At 43.9% G+C, this 23037-nt stretch carries 16 protein-coding genes; 4 read left to right on the top strand and 12 right to left on the bottom strand.

Going from position 1 to position 23037, the window contains the following annotated elements:
- Positions 1–105: 105 nt before the first annotated feature.
- From SJY39_RS07595 to SJY39_RS07585, 3 genes are all read right to left on the bottom strand, one after another.
- Positions 106–1344 carry a cysteine desulfurase-like protein gene (locus SJY39_RS07595; protein WP_016783894.1) on the bottom strand — a complete coding sequence of 413 codons (1239 nt, stop codon included), beginning with the start codon at positions 1342–1344 and terminating at the stop codon, positions 106–108.
- Positions 1328–1984 carry a 2OG-Fe dioxygenase family protein gene (locus SJY39_RS07590; protein WP_016768359.1) on the bottom strand — a complete coding sequence of 219 codons (657 nt, stop codon included), beginning with the start codon at positions 1982–1984 and terminating at the stop codon, positions 1328–1330. Before SJY39_RS07590 ends, SJY39_RS07595 begins: the two co-directional genes overlap by 17 nt.
- A 782-nt stretch (positions 1985–2766) precedes the next feature.
- Positions 2767–4434 carry a diguanylate cyclase gene (locus tag SJY39_RS07585; RefSeq protein WP_010438195.1) on the bottom strand — a complete coding sequence of 556 codons (1668 nt, stop codon included), beginning with the start codon at positions 4432–4434 and terminating at the stop codon, positions 2767–2769.
- A gap of 529 nt (positions 4435–4963) precedes the next feature.
- On the opposite strand from SJY39_RS07585, the gene trxB reads away from it, so the two are divergent.
- The 3 genes from trxB (at position 4964) to cydC (ending at position 9583) form a co-directional block, all read left to right on the top strand.
- Positions 4964–5923, top strand: a complete 960-nt coding sequence (gene trxB / locus SJY39_RS07580; protein WP_010438193.1) for a thioredoxin-disulfide reductase — start codon at positions 4964–4966, stop codon at positions 5921–5923.
- A 161-nt stretch (positions 5924–6084) separates the two neighbouring features.
- Positions 6085–7869: a cysteine/glutathione ABC transporter permease/ATP-binding protein CydD gene (cydD, locus tag SJY39_RS07575; protein WP_016768362.1), complete on the top strand. Its 1785-nt coding sequence runs from the start codon at positions 6085–6087 to the stop codon at positions 7867–7869.
- The gene (gene cydC / locus SJY39_RS07570; protein WP_016792955.1) at positions 7862–9583 is read left to right on the top strand and encodes a cysteine/glutathione ABC transporter ATP-binding protein/permease CydC; all 1722 of its coding nucleotides are present in this window, start codon (positions 7862–7864) and stop codon (positions 9581–9583) included. The genes cydD and cydC overlap by 8 nt, the downstream gene beginning before the upstream one ends.
- 411 nt (positions 9584–9994) lie before the next feature.
- On the opposite strand, the gene SJY39_RS07565 is transcribed toward cydC, so the two are convergent.
- From SJY39_RS07565 to SJY39_RS07525, 9 genes are all read right to left on the bottom strand, one after another.
- Positions 9995–11878, bottom strand: coding sequence for a methyl-accepting chemotaxis protein (locus SJY39_RS07565; RefSeq protein ID WP_016768364.1), 1884 nt, complete (start codon positions 11876–11878; stop codon positions 9995–9997).
- Positions 11879–12198: 320 nt separating this feature from the next.
- Positions 12199–13770, bottom strand: coding sequence for a BCCT family transporter (locus SJY39_RS07560; RefSeq protein WP_010438176.1), 1572 nt, complete (start codon positions 13768–13770; stop codon positions 12199–12201).
- A 271-nt stretch (positions 13771–14041) separates the two neighbouring features.
- The gene (locus tag SJY39_RS07555; RefSeq protein ID WP_010438175.1) at positions 14042–15640 is read right to left on the bottom strand and encodes a BCCT family transporter; all 1599 of its coding nucleotides are present in this window, start codon (positions 15638–15640) and stop codon (positions 14042–14044) included.
- A gap of 169 nt (positions 15641–15809) precedes the next feature.
- A complete protein-coding gene (locus SJY39_RS07550; RefSeq protein ID WP_016769284.1) occupies positions 15810–16448 on the bottom strand; it encodes a response regulator transcription factor in 639 nt (212 codons plus the stop codon).
- A complete protein-coding gene (locus SJY39_RS07545; protein ID WP_010438173.1) occupies positions 16441–17796 on the bottom strand; it encodes a cache domain-containing protein in 1356 nt (451 codons plus the stop codon). The genes SJY39_RS07550 and SJY39_RS07545 overlap by 8 nt, the downstream gene beginning before the upstream one ends.
- A 104-nt stretch (positions 17797–17900) precedes the next feature.
- Entirely contained in the window at positions 17901–19184 is a 1284-nt protein-coding gene (locus SJY39_RS07540; RefSeq protein WP_010438172.1) for a TRAP transporter large permease subunit, read from the bottom strand.
- 11 nt (positions 19185–19195) lie between these two features.
- Positions 19196–19738, bottom strand: coding sequence for a TRAP transporter small permease subunit (locus SJY39_RS07535; RefSeq protein WP_010438170.1), 543 nt, complete (start codon positions 19736–19738; stop codon positions 19196–19198).
- Between the two features lie 221 nt (positions 19739–19959).
- Positions 19960–21054 (bottom strand): TRAP transporter substrate-binding protein, encoded by a 1095-nt coding sequence (locus SJY39_RS07530; RefSeq protein ID WP_010438168.1) that lies wholly within the window; start codon positions 21052–21054, stop codon positions 19960–19962.
- A gap of 516 nt (positions 21055–21570) precedes the next feature.
- Positions 21571–21963 (bottom strand): hypothetical protein, encoded by a 393-nt coding sequence (locus SJY39_RS07525; RefSeq protein ID WP_004733388.1) that lies wholly within the window; start codon positions 21961–21963, stop codon positions 21571–21573.
- A gap of 220 nt (positions 21964–22183) precedes the next feature.
- Between SJY39_RS07525 and SJY39_RS07520 the strand changes: the two genes are divergently transcribed.
- Positions 22184–22984, top strand: a complete 801-nt coding sequence (locus tag SJY39_RS07520) for a DUF2982 domain-containing protein (RefSeq protein WP_010438164.1) — start codon at positions 22184–22186, stop codon at positions 22982–22984.
- Positions 22985–23037: the final 53 nt, after the last annotated feature.

The raw sequence follows: 23037 nt of genomic DNA, 5'->3' as shown, positions 1-23037 counted from the left end.
CTTTGCTAAACAGATATAAGTTCATGAAACAAAAAGAGCAGACTTCCTACTCAATATTATTGAGAGAAGCATGCTCTTTTCTAATTTCTATAACAGCCAAAATTGTTAGCTATTGCTACGTAAAATCCCTTCAAGCACATTGAACAGTAAGTCAATCTCATCAATCGAGTTATAATGCATACATCCAATACGCACCACGCCCTGCTCTTCAATACCCAACTGCTTCACTAGCCCTAATGCATAGAAGTGTCCATTCCACACACAGATATTATGCTCGCCTAACTTCTTAGCGATGAACTCTGGAGAGTGATCTTCAAAGGTAATCGCAAATGTAGGGGTTCTCAGATTCGAATCAAACTCAGTTTTACCATAAAGTTTTGCACCTTCAAGATCGGACAAGCGTTTAAGGAAGTATTCACTGAGTTGGCTCTCATGCTTATTATACAGCGCGTAACTTTGCTCTAAACGAGAACGCAATGAATCGGCTGGATCGCCTAACTGCGCCAAGTAATCCACCGCCGCAATCACACCGGCAAGGCCTTCAAAACTTTGTGTTCCTGTTTCAAATCGACCTGGGCCGATATTGGTTGCAGGTTCAACCTTGTAAGGCTTTAAAGTATGCAGCCATTGAGGCGCAACATAAGCAATACCGACATGCGGGCCGAAGAACTTATAAGCAGAACACGCTAAGAAATCACAATTCAGTTGCTGAACATCGATCAAATGATGAGGTGCGTAATGAACGGCATCGACATATACCTGAGCGCCATGCTGATGTGCAAGCTCAATAACTTTAGCCATATCGACAATAGAACCTGTCGTGTTCGAAGCAAACGTCACCGCGACAAGCTTGGTTTTCTTATTCAGCAGCGATTCAAAATGCGCCATATCCAAACTGCAATCGGATTCGTCGACACTAACTTGGCGAACAATCGCGCCTTTGTCGTCTGCCGCTTGCTGCCAGCTCGATACATTTGAGTAATGGTCTAACGCAGTGACGATAACCTCATCGCCCTCTTTCCAATCGCGGCTGATCGCTCGGCTAAGTTGGAAGGTCAACGATGTCATGTTCGCACCGAACACCACATTGCCAGAAGACTCCGCATTGAGTAGTGCTTGGGCCGCTTCTCGCGCTTGCTGCATTAAGCTTGTGGTCTTTTGGCTAGAAAAGTAGTGCCCGCCTAGGTTTGAATTGAAATGCCCTAGGTATTCCGTCATTGAAGCTAAAACATTCTCAGGTACCTGAGACCCACCGGGACCATCGAAAAAGGTCACAGGCCTGCCGTTATGATATTGGCCTAAAGCACTAAACTGTTGGCGTACATCATTAAGAGTGAAGGACATTACGCGCATCCTTAGCCGTTAGTACAAACACATCCATATAGCCCATCTTACCGTGGTCTATGGTACGAATTGGTTGTGCGTTGTGCCAAAGCTTACTATCAGCAAGCATTGCCACCTCGCCATCGCCTAACACCTTTCTAAAGAATGGTGCTTCGTGGCTATCTTGATAAAGCATCACTTCACCACCCACGATGTTATGGCGAGTAACACCAATAATCGCGATGTGGTCAAAGCCATCTTGATGAACACCTTCTGGTGCTACTTGAGTCTCTTCAAAAATAGCAGCAATGCGAATCTGATGGATTTCGATTTCTTGCCCGTCTTCAAGTCCATTGGTCTCAATAAACAGTTCACACATTTCTTGCATGCCTTCACTGCTTAGAATCTTCGCTTCAATCGGCTCGAACTGGCGAACGACGTCACCTTGAAAGTGATTAATGTCTTCAGACTGAACAAAGTTATGTTTGTCTTGCTCAACGACTTGTCCATTACTGAATTGAACCACCGAGTATCTTCTCAATCGAAACTGGCCATCCGCATGCTCTGTGCTTGGTAGCTGAGAGAATGACGGAGACAACTCCTTAACAGCATGGTTACTGAGATGGGTAATATGTAGGGTATTTTCGTGAGCATGTAACATCATCGACTCCTTAATGATTGTTAATTTACTTTCAATATTTAACGTTTTATTTACATAAAGGATACTTGAAGATCTTGTCAAATCAACATTAAACAATCATTTATCCCGTCAGATTTAATAATTCAGACACTAAATCCAATCTAAAATTAAAAAGCAGTGTATAACACCAGAATAAAAGATGACCAACTCTTAAAACTAGCACACTCCACTAGCTAGTTATAAATCCCTATAAATTTAAATTTAACGACATTATTAACTAGGAAGTGGTGTTTCATATTGTGTCAGCCCTTGCGCTCCAACAAACCAGCCTCCTGCATAAGTTCAGGTATCACGCTCGCCACCATCCATTTCTATGCTTTTGCACAGCGAAATACGACTTACCTATCAGTCACCAAGCTATTGATTATTTACACAACAAACTGAAATTGGTTAATTTATGAGTACGCCAGAAACCAAACGCCTTTGCTTGCGCGTCTGGAACAGGTCGAGTTCGGGGGGAACTCGGCCGCCCTCAAATAGAGTGCTTTCTAATAAAACCTACAATTATAAATGATGCGTTTATTTGGAATATGATGGTCTGCCTTTATGTCCTAACTTAGAATTCGTTAAAAATAGGCGACTATAAAGATTGGGAATGTTCTACACAAAACAGATGAGAGGGTAAGCAAGCTTGAAAGGTTGGTTGCTAAAAAAGCCACCTTTGGTGACATTTACACCAAAAGTCAAAACGAAAATAAGTTAACTAGACTTAAAACGATTCACTTAGAAAATAGGGAATTTAGCTAACACTCAATTTCACTGGACTGATTTTTAAAACCGTTCTTCGAGCGCTTCTGCTGGTACATTCGCTGGTCAGCTAAGCTCAAACACTCAGAAAAATTGACACATTCAAAACTAGATGCGCTTCCAAAACTGAGGCCAGACTGAGGCCAATCAGCACTGCGAATTTGCTCTTCCACCTGAGTCACTCTAAGCTCAATCTGAGAATAGAGAGCCTCAACTTGTTTCTCTTTATCCACTTTCAACAACCAGATAAATTCGTCGCCACCAGCTCGATAAACCATTCCAAGGTCTGTAAATTTTTCTCGCATCATGCGGCTGGTGTATTCTAAAAAGCGATCCCCTTCATCATGACCATAAGTATCATTAATCGATTTAAGGCCATCACAATCGATGAAAACGATACAATAGGAATGATGTACTAATTGTTTACTGGCATCATTAAAATCCAGCCGGTTTCCAAGCCCCGTTAAACTATCCACCCTCGACTGGATATAGGTTTTCTGATGTTGATGTTGTTGAATCCGCAACCATTCAGTCAGTGACAATAAAATGCAGGCACAATCTATTGCTAATGCAACAACAACGATAACTTCTGTCGATCTCTGAGTCGGCAATGGTGCAAAATGCGCAAAAATGTAATATACCAAAGCCGTGCCATAACAAAGACCACCGATCAAATAATATTTAGCGACAAAGTTTCGTTGATAAACCATCAATACGCCAGTCACTATCATTGTCGGCACCCAGATTGCCGCAATCAAATGGGACATAACAAAAGTCAACGAAAACGGGGCAAAGACATTAATAAACCCGATAATGACACACAGCCAACTAAAGGCCTGAAAGGTAAGATTAATACGAATAAAATGCTGCGGAAATCCAAACAATAATCTTGTGTAATAGCAAGAAAAAGCAACCGCAAACGGAAACAATACCATTCCAAAATAAACTGGGTTCCAGCTTTGGCTTGGTAATAAGTACCCCCAAGCGCCTGAAGCGGCGAACCATCCCAGGCCATGTAGCCCAACATAACCAGCACAAGCCAGTGTGACTGGATGTTTAGTTTGAAAGTAACAAAAAAGAGCGAAAACTCCCAACGTTAGCATGACAGTAATAGAAGCTAATGTGAGCGTATTGTTGCGGAAAACGTGAATATAAAATGGATATTCAGGTTGAAGAGTGAAGTTAACTGCCTTTGGAAATTTCTTTGCTTCCAAGTAGAGCCAAAGTGTTCCAGATTCCTCCGCATTCAATATTAACGGGAAGCTTTGCCTATGCAGATGCAAGATACTCTTGTTACTTAATTGGCCAAAATCAAGTATTCGCCTTACTTGACCATTTGTTGATTGCCAGTAACCCCAACCTTGATCCAAATAGTTTGCACGGAGTGTAACTATTTGTTGTGACGACTTGATATCGGAGTTGGCCAAATCAACTCTCAACCCAAACGCCCCTTCACCACCAAATATCGTTTCAATCCTTGGAGAGGATTCAATGTGTTTTTTTAATATGGGAAAATCGACTGGATCAGATAACAAAGGCATTTCATACCATCTTACAGCTTCATTAGCTAACACAGATTGTTCCCCGCTGACCTGCAGCGGAGAAGCAAAAACCGAATTCAGGCACACAATAAACACATTGATAAAAAGGATTAGAATCTGCATAGAGTTCAAATAATTCCGCGCAATATATAAATATCAATAATAACACATACAAAAAAATAACAACTGAGAAACACTCAACAGTTCAAGTATTAACCAACATTACACCTGTTTGTAATCATGCCGTTCATACTAAAAGTGCGTCTTGTGGTCGTTTATCTGCACGCTAATTTTGATGAGTTCTTACAGCGTCTTTTAACTCAAACTTTTTAAAATAAAACATAGGATTCAGGTTCTCTTGTTTTTCTACTCATCAATGTATACGCAAAAAAGTAAATACTGCTATAGAAACACCATGATCAAGAAGACCCTAAAAGTGAGCAATATGCATAGCTGTTTGCAAGAGCACTTTCCTTGACTTATCGCTATTGATCTAAGACACAGGATTACAAGACCATCATTTAGTTCGGTTATGTTCTAACGTATAACGATTAATTACACTTCTACCCTTGTTTAACCTTTTATTGCCTCCATATTTTCCATACAATCCTAATCGATTATAAATAAAAACAAATTCAATTTCGGAGTCCTCATGAGCGACGTAAAGCACTGTAATTTATTGATTCTTGGTTCTGGCCCTGCTGGCTATACAGCTGCAGTTTACGCTGCTCGTGCAAACCTAAACCCAGTACTTGTTACCGGTATGCAGCAAGGTGGTCAGCTTACAACCACAACAGAAGTGGAAAACTGGCCGGGTGATGCTGAAGGTTTAACGGGTCCAGCACTGATGGATCGCATGAAAGAGCACGCAGAGCGCTTTGAAACAGAGATCCTGTTTGACCACATTAACGAAGTAGACCTATCTAACCGCCCTTTCCGTCTTAAAGGCGATTCAGGCGAGTACACGTGTGATGCGTTGATCATCTCAACGGGTGCATCAGCTAAGTACCTAGGTTTAGATTCTGAAGAAGCATTCAAAGGCCGTGGCGTTTCTGCTTGTGCTACGTGTGATGGTTTCTTCTACCGCAACCAGAAAGTAGCGGTTGTTGGTGGTGGTAACACCGCTGTTGAAGAAGCACTTTACCTATCTAACATCGCGTCTGAAGTTCACTTAGTTCACCGTCGTGACACGTTCCGCGCTGAAAAGATCCTAGTGAAACGTTTAATGGACAAAGTAGAGAACGGCAACATTGTTCTTCACACTGATCGCACGCTAGACGAAGTTCTAGGCGACGACATGGGCGTAACGGGCGTTCGTATTAAAGATACTCAGTCTGATAAAACAGAAGAGATCGAAGTAATGGGCGCATTCATTGCTATCGGTCACCAACCAAACACTGAAATCTTCAAAGGCCAAGTCGACATGAAAGATGATTACATCATCGTACAGTCTGGTCTTGAAGGTAACGCAACACAAACCAGCATCCCAGGCGTGTTCGCTGCAGGTGATGTAATGGACCACAACTACCGCCAAGCAATCACTTCTGCTGGTACAGGTTGTATGGCTGCACTGGATGCTGAACGCTTCCTAGATGGCCTTAACGATAAGTAAATCTGAGATTGCAGATTTAAATATCGAAGCCCTCACCTCAATAGATGCAGGGCGTCATCACATTTTGTTGTAAATCCCTAGAGCCCAGCGGTATATCCACTGGGCTTTCTTTTGTATACTAGCCGCCCTCAACAAATAATAATTATCATTAAGCCTTCATAATGGATAAGAAAAAACAACGCAGCTTGAACAAGTGGCTTAAGCAACAGAGTAAGTTAGCGAAACGCTGGCTTATGATTGCGATTGGCCTTGGCGTACTTTCAAGCGTGTTTTTAATTGCTCAAGCAGCTCTTCTCGCCTCTATTCTTCATCAGCTGATCATCGAGAATGTCGATAAATCTGAACTGGTTGGTCATTTCGCAGGCTTGGCACTATCGGTCGTTGGCCGTGCAGGCTGTACATGGGGTCGTGAAATCGCCGGCTATCGCTGTGGTGAGCAGATCCGTATCTACATTAGGCAGCTCATTCTCGATAAGTTACGCGAACTTGGTCCTGCCTACATCAAAGGCAAACCTGCGGGTACGTGGGCAACCCTGTTGCTAGAACAAGTAGAAGACATGCAAGACTTCTTCTCTCGTTATCTACCTCAGATGTCTCTGTCGGTAATGATTCCATTCATTATTTTGGTTGTGGTGTTTCCAGTAAACTGGGCAGCTGGATTGATCTTTTTGCTTACGGCTCCACTGGTGCCGATGTTCATGGCACTTGTTGGTATGAAAGCAGCCGATGCCAACCGTAAAAACTTCAAAGCGCTTCAGCGTCTTTCTGGTCACTTTTACGACCGTTTGCAGTCAATGACAACCATCCGTCTATTTGATCGCACCAACGCTGAAACAGAAGTACTCAAAGGTGCATCTGAAGTGTTTAGAACGCGTACCATGGATGTGTTGAAAATCGCTTTCTTGTCTTCTGCTGTACTTGAGTTCTTCACGTCGATCTCTATCGCGATGACAGCGGTTTACTTTGGTTTCACCTACATCGGTGAGCTTAACTTTGGCCACTACGGCGTCGGCATTACGCTATTCGCTGGTTTGTTTATCCTTATCTTGGCGCCAGAGTTTTACCAACCTCTGCGTGACTTAGGTACTTTCTACCATGCGAAGCAACAAGCGGTTGGCGCTGCGGAAAGTATTGTCGAGTTCTTAGAAACAGACATCACTAAGGTTAAATCAGGCGACACTCAACTCGATCAGGCTCAAGGCATCAATATTGAAGCTCAAGCTCTAAAAGTGTTAAGCCCTGAAGGTGTTCAATTGGTTGGCCCTATCTCGTTTGCACTTAACACTCGACAGTCGACTGCGTTAGTTGGCCCAAGTGGGGCGGGTAAAACAAGTTTGATCAACGCTATTCTTGGTTTCATGCCTTATGAAGGAAGCTTGAAAATCAATGGCATTGAATTGCGTGACCTAGACTTAGCCTCTTGGCGTAAGACGATTAGCTGGGTTGGTCAAAACCCGTTGCTACTGCACGGTACAATTCGTGACAACGTCACTCTAGGTAAGCTCGATATCACTGACCAAGTTGTCGAGAATGCGCTTGAGCAGTCTTTTGCTAACGAGTTCGTTAGCGAGCATGGCTTAGATTATATGATCTCTGATCGCTCTGGCGGCCTGTCTGTTGGTCAATCTCAACGTTTGGCTCTGGCTCGCGCCATGATTCAAGACGGTCAGTTCTGGTTGTTAGATGAACCAACAGCTAGCCTAGATACTCGTAGCGAACAGTTAGTAATGAAAGGAATCAATAGCAATATTGAAAGCCGCACAGCCCTGCTTGTAACGCACCAACTTGCCCCTCTTAAATCAGTCGATAATATTCTGGTTATGCGCGATGGTGGTCTGGTTGAACAAGGTCATTACTCTCAGCTATCGACTGCGGGTGGTTTGTTCGAAAAGATGCTTAACGCGAACTTAGCTCAACAAGATAATAAGGGTAATTTAGATGCGTGATTTACTGCCTTACCTGAAACTCTATAAAAAGCATTGGTTTAGCCTATCGCTAGGCATGCTATTAGCTTTTGCTACTCTTTCGGCTTCTATCGGCTTGTTAACGCTATCAGGCTGGTTCATTTCAGCTTCTGCGGTTGCAGGCCTTACGATTGCACGTGAGACCTTCAACTACATGCTACCGGGCGGCGGCGTACGTGGTTTGGCAATGAGCCGTACTGCGGGTCGTTGGGGTGAACGTGTTGTCAGCCACAATGCCACATTCAAATTGTTAACTGATTTACGTATCTTCTTCTTCAAGAAGCTAGCTCCGCTGATCCCAGGCCGTATTTCGAACCTTCGTGATGCTGACCTTCTCAACCGTTTGGTTGCTGATGTCGATGCAATGGACCACGTTTACTTGCGCTTAGTAAGCCCAGTGACGGTTGGTGTGTTCGGGATCTTCTTCCTTACTATTTTCTTGATGTGGTTCGATAGCTCACTAGGTTTGATCTTGGGTTCTATCCTTCTGATCATGCTGTTGGTTTGGCCAATCTTGTTTTACAAGCTAGGTAAACGTAACGGCGGTGAACTGACACAAAACAAAGCGGATCTTCGTGTTACCACTCTGGATTGGATTGAAGGCTACAGCGAACTGACTCTGTTTGGTGCTGAAGAGCGTTACCGCAATGCGATTCTAGAAACGCAGCAGAAGCTGATGGCGAATCAGTTTGTGAATGCTAACCTAACTGGTATGGCGTCAGCAGCACTGATGCTGTTCAACGGTTTGACGTTGGTTCTTATGCTTTGGCTTGCGGCTGATGGCGTGGGTGGTAATGTACCAGACCCGTTCATCGCGCTAATGGCATTCGCAACCATGGCAAGTTTTGAGCTATTAATGCCAATCGCAGGCGCGTTCCAGCATTTAGGTCAAACTCTGTCTTCAGCACGTCGCTTGAACGAAGTTATTCTGTCGGAGCCTGAAGTTCAGTTTGCTGAAGAGAAACTCGACATCAACAAGCCGCTTGATATTACGTTCTCAAACGTGACGTTCAACTACCCTGATTCTGAACGTAGTGTTCTGAACGCTGTTGACCTAACGATTCCTGCAACGCACAAGGTTGCGATTGTGGGCCAAACAGGTTCTGGTAAGTCGACTTTGATTCAGCTGCTGACTCGCTACTGGGATCCTAAAAAAGGCGACATCTCAATCGCGGGAGTTGAACTGACGCAGTGGAATGAATCACAGCTTCGTGAATCAATCAGTGTAGTAAGCCAACGTGTCGACATTCTCAATGGTACTTTGCGTGACAACTTGTTGATTGCAAGACCAGAAGCAACCGATGATCACTTAGCGAACATCCTTAAAGACGTTGGTCTAGAAAAGCTGCTTGAGAACAACGCGCTTGATAGCTGGTTAGGTGATGGTGGTCGTCAACTGTCTGGCGGTGAGAAGCGCCGCATTGGCATCGCACGTGCCATTCTTCATGATGCTCCTATCCTGCTTTTAGATGAGCCGACAGAAGGCTTAGATAAGCAAACCGAGCAAAGCATCATGACTCTTTTCGAGAAGCACTTCGAAGGCAAGACGGTTATCTTCATCACGCACCGTTTGATTGGTCTGGAATCGATGGATTCTATCGTTCTGATTGAACAAGGCGAGATTGTTGAAAACGGCTCTCATGAGAAACTGTTAAACGAAGCAGGACGTTATTTCCAACTGCGTCAGGCAATCTAGCGCCTTCATCAGTTATAAAGATAACCGTTCAAAGCCCGAGTTTATGCTCGGGCTTTTTTGTGTCTTTAATTATTCTGAGCTACACCCTTCTTCAATCAAGTTTAACCCGTCACTTCCACTTCCACTTCCAATAGGTGGCTGACCTTGATGTAAAAAAGAAAATAGCTTAACAACGACAAGCTAGAGCCCCTGCGATGGTGAAATTTATGGAGCACTGCTTTCCTACTAGCGCGGCCCTCAAAACTAAGTTCCCAGGTTATCCAAACAACTAATTAGGGTTCATAACTTTAACTAGAACGCACAAAAAAGCCGAATGTGATAATCACATTCGGCTTTTTGATAACGTTATCGCGAATTATTCGCTAGTCGTTTTAGCTATCAAGTTATCGCTATTCGCTCAGAACTTAGTACTTAAAGCTTGAAGCGGCTAATTTCGCTTTCTAGCTCGTGAGACAGTTCAGATAACTGAGCAGCTTGTTCCGCAGCTTGGTGCGCTTCGTCTGCTAGCTCATTAGATACGTCACGGATTCCTTCAGTGTTACGAGTGATCTCAGACGTTACTGATGCTTGCTCTTCTGCAGCGGAAGCAATTTGTGTCGCCATGTCGCTAATGCGTTCAACAGCTGCATGGATTTGCGTTAGGCTCGCTGCGGCTGAGTTTGCGTCATCAACACTGGTTTCAGCAAGTGTACGGCTATCGTTCATGATATTAACCGCTTTGCCTGTTGTACCTTGTAGCAACTCAATCGTTTGTTGAATTTCTTGCGTTGAGCCGTGTGTACGTTGGCTCAGAACTCGAACTTCATCCGCTACTACTGCGAAACCACGACCTTGCTCACCAGCACGTGCAGCTTCAATCGCAGCGTTAAGTGCAAGTAGGTTCGTTTGTTCTGCAATACCTTGAATGTTAGACAAGATAGCGTTGATGCTGTTGCCGTGCTCTTCAAGTTCTAGGATAACGTTCGTTGCGATTTGAACTTCTTGAGCAAGGTTTTGGATAGAGCTTTGCGTCTGTGTCACTTGACCAGTACCGTGCTCACACGCGCCAACTGCTTCTGATGAGTTCTGTGCAGTGTGGTCAGCGTTACCCGCGATCTCTTGTGTTGCTGCAGCCATTTCGTTGACGGCTGTTGCTACCATGTTGATCTCGTCTTGTTGCATTTGGATACGAGCACTACGTTCTTCAGCTTGAGAAGCCGTTTGACGTGCTTGGTTGCCTAGCGCAGCAGATACTTCGCTTAGCTTGATCACCATGGTGTGCATATTGCCTACAAAACGGTTGAAGTTTTCAGCAAGCTTACCAATTTCGTCATCGCTCTTAGGCTCAAGGCGTTGAGTAAGGTCACCCTCACCTGAAGCAATTTCTTCAAGTGCCGCTGAAACACGGTTCAAATCACGGAATAGGAAGCTCACTAACCAAGACACTAATACGATTACGATTAACGTAATAATAACAGCCGTTGTGATCAATTGAGTAAGCAGTGTTGAGTGGTTCGCCTCTTCTGTTGCCTTGTCCATCTGAACCGCGAAGATCCAGTTAGTGTTAGGCACCTTCGTGAAATAAAGCAGCTTCTCTGCGCCACGTTGCTTAATAATCTCGATGCTACCCGTACGTACTGCGTTCTCGATAATAGGCATAGAGATATCGTTTGAAAGCTGGCTTACTGGCTTCAAGCTTAGCTCTGAATCTGGGTGTGCTAGGAATGTACCGTCAGAGGCATCAATTAGCATGGCGTAAGCGTTGTCACCAACATCAAGGCTGATTACATCGTTAACCAATTGGTCGATAAGTACGTCAGCACCCACGACACCAACAAGTTGGCCGTTGTGACGAACCGGTTCAGCAATCGTTACAAGAAGAGCTTTGGTGATCGCATCTTGGTAAGCGGTTGTGATGATTTGCTTACCTGCAGCGTTTGCTTCTTGGTACCAAGGGCGTTGACGAGGGTCGTAATCTGCACGATTACGTTCAGGGTGTGAACGGTACATTCCACCTTCTGGAGTACCTAAAAAGATATCGTCAAAGCCACCCGCAACACGAGCTTGCTTAAGGAAAGGAACAACATCATCCTCTCGTGAAAAGTCATTAAATGCTGATGCGATATCTGTACGGATATCAATCCAGTTTTTAATACCTTCAGATGCTGCTTCAGATACGCTTTCAGCTCGTAGGTATACGCCATTGCGAGTCTGTTCGAATAGTTGGTTTGCTGATAGCCAGGTCAACGCTGTTGCCATAACCACAACAGCAGATAGGCTAGCACCTATCAACTTCTGCTTTAGTGTTAGTTTCATGTCAAAGTTTCACGAGTGGTGGGAAATCTCGCGCATACTACCCAAAATCAGTATTAAATTCGAGCGATTTCACAATTTAATATCGGAATATAATTTTAGGTAAACCATAAGCTTAGCTAATGCCAATTCCTTGTCATTTCGCCAAATTTAAGGCGGTATTTTATATATGGTTATTAGAATTTATATCACATCTCATATGTTAAAGAGAGGCGGACACATGATAAAGAAGAAACAAAAAAGGCAGAAGAGTTTCCTCTTCTGCCTTCATACTATTTACCGCTCTATCGCATATAAGCTTCGATAGATTTCGGCTTTAGAGCCTAGCGTTTTTCTGTACGCATACCCATTAGCAAGCTAACACACATCAGCAATAGAATGATGGTGAATGGTAATGCCGTCGAGATTGCACCCGCTTGCAGAGCTTGCACTGCTTCAGTACCACCAACCCACAATAGCGCTACAGCAATCGCACCTTCAAGGAATGCCCAGAACACACGTTGAGGAACTGGTGTATCAACTTTACCACCTGCGGTGATGCTGTCGATAACTAGAGAGCCTGAGTCAGACGATGTAATGAAGAATACTAGAACCAATACAACCGCAATAATTGATAGCAGAGTACCGAACGGCAGAGCATCAAACATTTGGAACATTGCTAGTGATACATCCGTTAGGCCGTCTTGCCCAAGAATACCAACGTTATTCACGATTTGATCAATTGCCATCCCACCGAACACTGACATCCAAATGATAGTCACTGTCGTCGGTACAATAAGTACTGCTGTAATGAACTCACGGACTGTACGACCTTTAGAAACACGTGCGATAAACATACCTACGAATGGTGACCATGAAATCCACCAAGCCCAGTAGAATACAGTCCAACCGTGCAACCAAGCTTCATCTTCACGACCGTGTGGGTTACTCAGCGGGATGATGTTCTCGATGTATGCCATCAATGTTGTCGGGATTGAACCCAGCGTCACAGCATAGCCAATTAATGCCACTAAAATCAGCAGTAAGAAGGCAACCAGCATGTTGATGTTACTGATAACTTTAACGCCGCCATCAATACCGCGAAGTACTGATACTACCGCCAATAAAGTCACCGCAGTAATCACAATAACTTGCAGCCCTAAGCCCGCTTCAATGCCGAATACATGTTGAATACCACTTGCTGCTTGTTGTGCACCTAGTCCAAGCGATGTCGCCAGACCAAACAGGGTTGCAAGTACAGCAAGAATATCAACAATGTGACCCGCCCAACCCCAAGCTCTATCACCTAAAATTGGGTAAAAGATAGAACGGATAGAAAGAGGCAACCCCTTGTTGTAAGAGAAGAAAGCAAGTGACAATGCTACTACGCCATAAATCGCCCAAGGATGCAGACCCCAGTGATACATGGTTGCACCTAGCGCCAACTTAGCCGCTTCTGGTGTATTCGCTGCAACATTAAGCGGAGTTTCGTACCAGCCTGTATAATAAGCAGCAGGCTCAGCCACACTCCAGAACATCAAACCGATACCCATACCTGCGGCAAACAGCATCGATAGCCAAGACATAAAGGAGTAATCTGCCGTCGCATCAACACCACCAAGGCGAATTTTACCATACGGAGAAACAATCAAGCCTAAGCAGAAAATTACGAAAATATTACCCGACCAGATGAAGAGCCAATCAAACGAATTGATAATCTGGCCTTTAACGCCATCTAGTGCAGCCTTTGCTGAAGCGGTATCTGTAATCAGAACCCCGATGAGGAACAAAGCAATAAGTCCCGCACTGATACCAAATACTGGGTTATGAACATCAAAACCCCATTTTTGGACATTATCTTGACCGACAGTGTAATCCGTACTGTCGATACTGTATTTATCTATACCTTTAGTCATTATCCCTCTCTACGGAATATTAATAGGGTCTATTAACCTCAATATCCCTTATTTACCTGTGACCTAGTCAAAACTCGAACGAACGATCCAAGCAGTACAAGTTGTTATCACAATTATTCAAATACTTGGATGTCTGAAGTTTAGCAGGTTAAATTATTGTTTTCAGTAAACCAGAATCAGTTCGCCGAATTTTCAAACAAAATATACGTAATTACCCAAACTACTGACGAAAAAAAGGCCGACCGAGTCGACCTTTAACTAAAAAATACTTTTAACTCAAAGCATTTTGCTGTTGGACTAATTTATTTTCAGTTCGTAAACCTAGCAATAAGCTTAGGCACATAAGCAATAATATGAACGCGAATGGTAACGCCATTGATACCGTTCCGGCTTGTAGTGCTTGGATGGATTCAGTACCGCCAACCCAAAGTAAAACCGCGGCAATCGCACCACCCATCAGCGCCCAAAATACACGCTGTGGCACTGGCGCATCGACTTTACCACCAGAGGTAATGCTATCGATAACTAACGAACCTGAATCCGAAGAGGTGATGAAGAACACCATAATCAGACCAATCGAAACGACTGAAAGCACAGAACTCATTGGCAGCGCATCATAAGTATGGAATAGAGAAAGCGTAATATCTTGCAGACCATTGACACCGATCTCGCCCACCTTGTTCGCCACTTGGTCAATCGCGATTCCGCCAAAAATAGCCATCCAGATGATGATTACTGTCGTTGGAATGAACAATACAGCTACAATGAATTCACGAATCGTACGACCTTTAGAAATGCGAGCAATAAACATACCCACGAATGGTGACCAGGACATCCACCATGCCCAGTAAAATACAGTCCAACCTTGCATCCAAGTTTCATCGTCACGACCATGAGGATTACTAAGAGGAATGAAGTTTTCAATATAGCCCATGAGTGCCGTTGGGATTGCTTTAATACCCGCCAGGCCACCAGCGATCGTTACGAAGATAAGTAGACCCAAAGCAACCAACATGTTGACGTTACTTAAAACCTTCACGCCACCGTTGATGCCACGAACCACTGACATTGTTGCTAAGAAAGTGACCACTGCGATAACAACCAACTGCATGCCAATACCACCATCGGTACCGAATACATGGTTAATACCACTGGTTGCTTGTTGTGCGCCCAAACCTAACGATGTTGCAAGGCCGAACAAGGTTGCCAGTACTGCAACGATATCAACGATATGGCCAAACCATCCCCAAGTTCTGTCACCCAAGATAGGATAGAAAATCGAGCGGATTGAAAGAGGCAGACCTTTGTTGAAAGTGAAGAAGGCAAGTGCTAGAGCAACAACAGCGTAGATAGACCAGCCGTGTAAACCCCAGTTATAGATGGTTGCACCAAGTGCCAGCTTAGCCGCTTCAGGTGAGTAAGCTTCGACACCTAATGGCGTTTGATACCAACCCGTGAAGTAAGCTACTGGCTCAGCAACACCCCAGAACATCAAACCAATACCCATTCCCGCGGCGAATAACATCGACATCCAAGATAGGTTGGAGTGCTCTGCTTTGGCATCATTGCCACCAATACGTATCTTGCCATACGGGGAGACAATGAGGGCAAAACAGAAAATCACGAAAATGTTAGCAGCCCACATGAAGAAGCCATCGAAGTTGCCGATGATTTTCCATTTGATACCATCGAGCGCAGCTTTTGCTGTTTCAGGTTCAGCGACCAGAAGTGCAAGCAGGAAAATAATGATCGCTCCTGCACTGATACCAAATACAGGATTATGAACATCAAAACCCCATTTCTGAACGTTATCTTGTCCTACTGTATAATCGGTATTTTCAATACTATACCTATCTTTTACAGGCTCCATGTTTCCTCTCTAATTTGCAGCGCACTATTTGCAACATTACATTCGGCGCTTAAATTTCGAAAAGAAGCATATCAACCTGTCGCAAAAATACTAAAAAAACCGTCAAAAATCAGGTCCAAATGGCAGTTTTAGTAATTAAATTACACATTTAATGTAATTTAGCGTAAGATCACTCCACAAGCCCAGAATTAACAGCATATTTAGCTAGCTCTGCCGTAGAGTGAATATCCAACTTGTGCTTAATGTTTTGTCTATGCGTTTCAACCGTTCGATAACTGATGTTCAGCGCCTTAGCTACCTCTTTACTGCTCTCCCCTTTTGCGACCAATTTCAACACTGCTTCTTCACGTCTACTTAACGGATTCTTGATGGATGGCGTGGGAGTAATAGGCTGTGTGAACAAATTCTGAGTTACCTTTTCACAGAAGTAGGTCGAACCTTGATTCACGGTTTTGATCGCCTGTACCATCTTTTCAGCAGAAATCTCTTTCAACATATAACCAACAGCACCCGACTGCATCACTTTCATAATGTATTCACGGTTGTTATGCATGGTCAACATTAGCACCTTCGCATCAGGGTCTTCTTCTTTAATTAGATGGGTTGCGTCAATGCCGTTCATGATAGGCATGCTAATGTCCATCAACACCACATCAGGTCGCAGAGTTTTTACTACCTCTACCGCCTCTAAGCCATTGCTGGCAGTACCTATCACGCTAATATCCGGCTCGAGTTCCAATCTCGCCATAAAGCCATCCAATACCACTTGATGATCATCAGCGATCACAACTCGAATAACTTCACTCATTCATTAATCCCTCTAGTGTCAGCAACACGGTAATTTCCGTTCCGAAGCCAATTTCACTCATCAGCTCAAAATCACCACCAATGAATTCAACTCGCTCTCTCATATTACGCAGCCCAATCCCTCGTTTCTCCATCGCTTTGTAGGTATTAAAACCCACACCATTATCTTGGATTAAAAGCTGCAATACATTGCCAATTTGCTGCGCGATAACCGTAACTTTAGTCGCTTGTGCGTGCTTTTCAATGTTATTCAATGACTCTTGAACCACTCGATACAAGGTCGTCGCCGCCTCTGATTTCAACTGACCTGGCTGCGTACTAAACAAGGTTTCCACCTCAATACCAGAGTGCGCCTGAAAGTCTAATAATAGAGAAGACAACGCTGCCTCTAAGCCAATATCGTCCAATGAACTTGGACGAAGTTGGTGGGAGATATGCCTCACCTCTTCAATCGCTCTCATCAGCGAATGCTGTGACTTATCTAGATGCGCTTTGAGGTCTTCACTTTGTAACTTGTTTCCGAGCAACTCTAAGTGACAACGGCTCGATACTAATAACTGGTTAATGCCATCATGTAACTCACGCGCTAAATGCTTTTTTTCATCCTCTTGAAACATCACCGTCTTGTGGGCCAATTCCTTCAGGTTATTATCGGCGATGCGATGCTCGTGCATGTTGATCGCCAAAGTAAGCACGATAATGACCGCAACTGTCACGCTAAGAATCACCACAATCGAAAAGAACGTGGTCTCTATATTCTTGTTAATCGCAGCCTGCATGGAAGCGACTTCTTGGTGTACATCTTCAATATACAGACCCGTGCCAATCATCCAGTCCCAACGTTCTAACCAAGCCGCATAACTTAACTTAGATACCACTTCTCCCGTCGATGGCTTTTGCCACAAATACTGATGAAATCCGCCTCCGGTTTGCGCTTGCCTTAACAGTGCTTCGATAAGAAAGTCGCCATCTTCATCTTGTAACTCAAGTAGGTTTTTTCCAATCAATTCAGGTTGTATTGGATGAACGAGGTTGGTGCCGTGACGGTCGTACGCGAAGAAGTATCCATCTGAACCATACCTAAGTTTAGACAATATGATTCGAACTTCTCTTTTAGCTTGGGCTTCTTGGATATCAGGATCATTGTAGATATGTTCGATGGCATCAAATGCGAGGTCGACAGTGTCTTTGAGGGCATTTTCACGAGACTTGATCAGGCTGTCTCTGAAGATCTCCACTTCTTTTGCACCCAATGTCTTGGTTTGATGCAACGAGATCCAACTAATACTCGCCGTCACAAGCAACAACGGGAGCAGCGTCAGCAAAATCAGCTTAGCCTTTAGAGGCATTCCTTTTCCTCATAAAAAACGGCTTATTGAACACCAATAAGCCGTCTTATTTTAGCAATTTATCGTTAACCGTTGAAACATATCATTCACATTCTTGGCTTCACTCACATTCCATAGAAAGATGGGAAAGCGAGAAGTGATCCAAGCACGAGGATTTGAATCAGAATGAACGGCATTACACCTCGGTAAATATCCTTAGTGGTTACGCCTTTTGGTGCCACCCCTTTTAGATAGAACAAACTAAAACCAAATGGTGGTGTTAGGAATGAGGTTTGTAGGTTCATCGCGATAAGGATAGCAAACCAAGTCATGTTTATGCCCATCAACTCAGCGACAGGTGCAATAATCGGTACGATGATAAAACAGATCTCAACGAAGTCGATAAAGAAGCCGAGGATCAAAATAACCAACATGGTGATAATCAAGAAGCCCCACTTCTCACCCGGTAGCTGTAACATCCACTCTTCAACCAGATAATCACCGCCAGTGTAAGTGAACGCCATTGAGAACGCGGTTGCACCAAGTAAGATAGCAAAGACCATTGCCGTTACTTTTACCGTCTCTTTAGATGCGTCATACACCATCGACCAACTAAACTGACCGTATAGCAAAGCAAGTACCATAGCACCCGCACCACCTAATGCAGCAGACTCTGTCGGCGTAGCAACACCGGCGAAGATAGAGCCCAATACGACAATGATCAGCGCAAGTGGCGGTACGATAGCTTTCAGAGCATTGATGACTTCTTGCTTACGACTAATTGAGTCATCACGTTCAATCGGTTGAGCTGCTTCAGGGTTTAGCTTCGCGTATATCAATATGTACACGATATAAGCACCGACTAACATCACGCCCGGCCAAATCGCCGCTTGGAACAAGTCACCAACTGGCACACCTAGCACATCACCCAATAGAATGAGAACTATCGATGGTGGAATGATTTGCCCAAGCGTACCAGAAGCACAAATGGTGCCGCAGGCTAAGCCTTTATCATAGTTGTATTTCAACATTACTGGCAGAGAAATCAGGCCCATCGCTACCACAGAAGCACCAACTACACCGGTTGAAGCGGCAAGCAATGATCCTACTAATACCGTCGAAATTGCGATACCACCACGAACCCCACCAAACAATCTGCCCATAGACTCAAGCAACTGCTCAGCAAGCTTGGTCTTCTGTAGAACAAGCCCCATGAAAACAAACAATGGAACGGCCATCAGCACCGTATTTTCCATGATCGATTGAATTCGATATGGCATGAAGGCAAACATCTCAATGCCCTCAGCCCAAACACCAAAGATTAATGCGATACCGCCAAAGGTAAACGCTACTGGGAAGCCAAGTAAAAGTGCAAACAAGGCGACAAAAAACATTACTATTCCAATCATGTCAGCCTCTACTAATTCTTTGTATGAATATTATTTGCGTGGATAAGGTGCGGATTAAAAATCTTGTTCAGTGAATGCAGGATCAAACCCACGCCACTGAGCGCCATTAAAAAGAATGACAGCGGGATCATAGCTTTGATGATCCAACGATAAGGCAAACCACCGGGATCGCCTGAGGTCTCACCCAACTCATAACTCTCTTTAGCAACATCGATACCAAACCAAGCCACCAACAAACAAAACGGAAGCAGGAAGACAACCGTGCCAAGCAAATCAATAATGGCTTGAGCTTTAAAACTCAGCTGCTCGTAAAACACATCAACTCGAACATGCCCACCCGCTTTGATGGCATAAGGAACACCTAACAGAAATACGGCTGAGAAAAGGTGCCATTCCATCTCTTGAAAGGCGATTGAGACATCGTTGAAGGCATATCTCATGACAACGTCATACACGACGTTAGCGATAAGTAAAATAAACAACATACTGGAAAGCCATCCCAGTGCATCACCGATACGATTAAACAGGCGTTCAATATAAATTAGACTTCGCATTCCCGACTCCATGGAATTTGAAAAGACATCGCGTATTGAGTTAGTGCAGCTAAAACGAGTAGCGCTAACCAGATTCACGACATAGAAAGGGTTCTTGGGATCGTATACAGGATTTATCCTGCTTAATTATTATGATTTGAATGAACCCGCCGCTTACTCACTCTCAGTTACCTAGTAAAAAAAGCTTTGGGTTCATTTATCTTTAGTTCAACAAATGTCGACTATTTCGCTTGGCTATTTAAATAAGCTCTGTGTGAAATATCCGTCCATGAACGAACTTGTTCTAGGTAGCTTGCTTGTGAAGCTTGGATCTCTTTTGCTAATTCATCTTTCTCAGCATGCTTAGCTAATAGGCGATCATTTGCTTCTTTCAATGCAGCCATAACCTCTGGTGGGAAATCTTTAACTTGTACGTCTGGGAATTCTGTCTTCATTGAAACCCAGTTCTTGCCACTTTCATGCGTTGCTTGTGTGTACATGTCATAAGCAGCAGTACGCATTGCAACTCTAAGGATTTCTTGTAGATCTTCAGGCAACTTGTTCCATGTGCGCTTGTTCACTAGGAATTGAAGCTCTGAACCTGGCTCATGCCAACCTGTGTAGTAATAAGGCGCAATTTTGTGGAAACCCATTCGTAAATCAAGTGATGGACCCACCCACTCTAGTGCATCAATTGTGCGTCGCTCTAGAGACGTGTAAAGCTCACCCGGTGCAATGTTTGTTGGTTTTGCGCCTAGCTCAGCAAGAATCTCACCAGCGAAGCCTGGGATTCTCATTTTCAAGCCTTGTAGGTCTTCAACACTATTGATTTCTTTTTGAAACCAACCGCCCATCTGAATATCAGTGTTACCACCTGGGAACGACATCAAGTTGTGTGGAGAGTAAACCTGCTCCATCAACTCCATACCACCACCGTGATAGAACCATGCGTACTGTTCTGCTGGCGTCATACCGAAAGGCATAGAAGTGAAGTAAAGTGTGTTTGGAACTTTACCTTTCCAGTAATAAGAGCCTGAGTGACCCATGTCGTATTGACCAGACTTAACCATGTCAAATACGCCAAGCGGAGCTTTATGTTTATTGGCTGAATCGATGCGGATTTGCAGTCGACCATTCGACATTTTCTCAGCCATAGCAGCCATATTCTTAGTAGCATCACCAAAAACAGGGAAGTTTGGTCCCCACGTTTCGGCAAGCTTTAAACGGTAAACCTTATCAGCAGCTGTTGCACCAGTAGCGACTAAAGCTAAACAAGCCGCTGCAGTTACCGCAACGTTTTTAAAAACTCGTGTGAGGGAGTTAGAGATGAGACTCATGTTCACGTCCTTTGTTGGGTTAACACTCTTTCATTGAGCATTTTTTATGATTCAACATAAGAGTGCACCGTGATGAAGCAACAAGATATCAGGGAGAGCACGCACGAACGGTTGGTTTAAATGTACGTATTAGACCAAAGGATTACGTATAACTACGTAGGAGATAATTCAATATCACCTACTTTAAAGGAGTTAGGTTATTCACTATAGAAACAGGTATTGATAAATACCTAAGTAGTTATAGTGAATCGAAATTAACAATTGATTCCCATTTCGTGATGAGACTCTATTCCTTGCTACATTCTGGTGATATCAACTAGCGATCTATCACTATGGACGCCCTACTTTGGGGCTTGCTGATTAGGAGCAAGAGTGCCAGGCAAGGGAATCGCTTTCGCAGGACAATAGATTGGAAATGAAGTGGCAAAACTGGGGTTGGCATTATTTGCTAGATACAAAAAAAGCCTCGAAAATCGAGGCTTAAAAACTTAACGAAGCGAATGTAATCCCACAGGATTAGATAGCTTTGTAGATAACCTTGTTACCTGCTAGCTGCTCTTTCGCTACTAGGTTTTCTTCAAGAAGTTTTTTCAATGCGCCTGTTGCCCATGAAGCTGCTTTCGCGTCTTCTTGACCAGCTGCTAGGCCGATACCTTTAGGGTTAATGCCTTCAGCATTGCTAACAACGATGTCTAGAACTTGTTGTTGCTTAGGAGTCAGTGCTACTGCAACTTCTTTCGTTGCTGCTACTGCTTTCTCTACCGCTGGTTTTGCTGCTACAGTTTTTTCTGCTACAACTTTCTCTGCGACAGGCTTCGCTTTTTTCGGCGTTGCCACTGCTTTAACTACAGCCGCTTTAGTGCGTTTCTGCAGTTTAGCCTGCACCTTACGCTTATGAGCAAGTCTCATTGAATATTTCTCCAGTTCACTGCTCTTTTCGCAGTGGTGAAAATTTGAAGCGCGATTTATACCAAAAAACAGGAGCTATTTGTAGAGTGAAGCGCCGAAAGTCGACGAAAAATACCGATATTGTCTATTAGCGTCTATTATTTAAACATCGACTTATCAATTCAGGGTCATATACACTGGTTATCCATCCAGACAAAAATATGAAAACTTGGTGTTGCCTATGGACACTCGTCACCTTACAAACTTCTCTTTGCCTTCATTCACACGCTCGTATCGAATTATCGCCGTCATTTTGGGGTTCGTTTGCTTGATCACTGCGTTATACAGCGACAACCCAAAGCTACTGATCGTGGGGGCATTTTGCATTATTGCGCTTTTGGGTACGGGCTATTATTTAATGTTGCGCAGCAGAGTCATGTTCACGCTCACCCCCACTCACTTTCAGCAGCATTTCTACAAGGGGGGTTGGGTTTTAAAATGGCGCAACATCCAAAAAATTGGCCTTTGTACTTATGAACAAGAAGGCTGGCACCAACCTTTACCTTGGGTCGGTATTAAAATTAAAGATTACTCGCCCTACCTCGATTCAATTTGCCCTAAAATCACTTGCGAGTTATTACTGAGCCAGCGAGCACTTTTGTATCTGGGCGCCAAGCAAGCGGGTAAAGAGTCAAACTTTGAAGATATGGTTCTCGACTCATCGCATTACCATGCACGTCGTACTGAGAACGGTTGTGTTGGACAGAGCAGACATAAAGAGTCGCAAAATTCAGACGACGTTTGTTTCAACGATAGTCAAAAGCAGGGCAACTTGGATACATCTGATGATAGAAATAATAAAGAAACGGTGATTAAGGACTATTCTGGATTACAGGCGATGCTTGCCAATAGGATGAAGTACCAAAGGGGTTTCCACGGTTATGATATTTTCATATCAACTCAAGATTTGAATATGAGTGGGGAAGAGTTCATTGGATTAGCTCGACGTTACTTGGCTGCTGCTGAGCGCTTTTCTGATTAAAGCGAAGACGTTTAGAATAAACGAACACGCATTGAATTAAAAAAGCTTAGCGT

Origin of the sequence: Vibrio sp. R78045 (assembly GCF_042466085.1) — a bacterium.
GTDB classification, from domain to species: Bacteria; Pseudomonadota; Gammaproteobacteria; order Enterobacterales; family Vibrionaceae; genus Vibrio; species Vibrio cyclitrophicus.
This window is presented reverse-complemented; position numbering and strand designations above follow the sequence as displayed.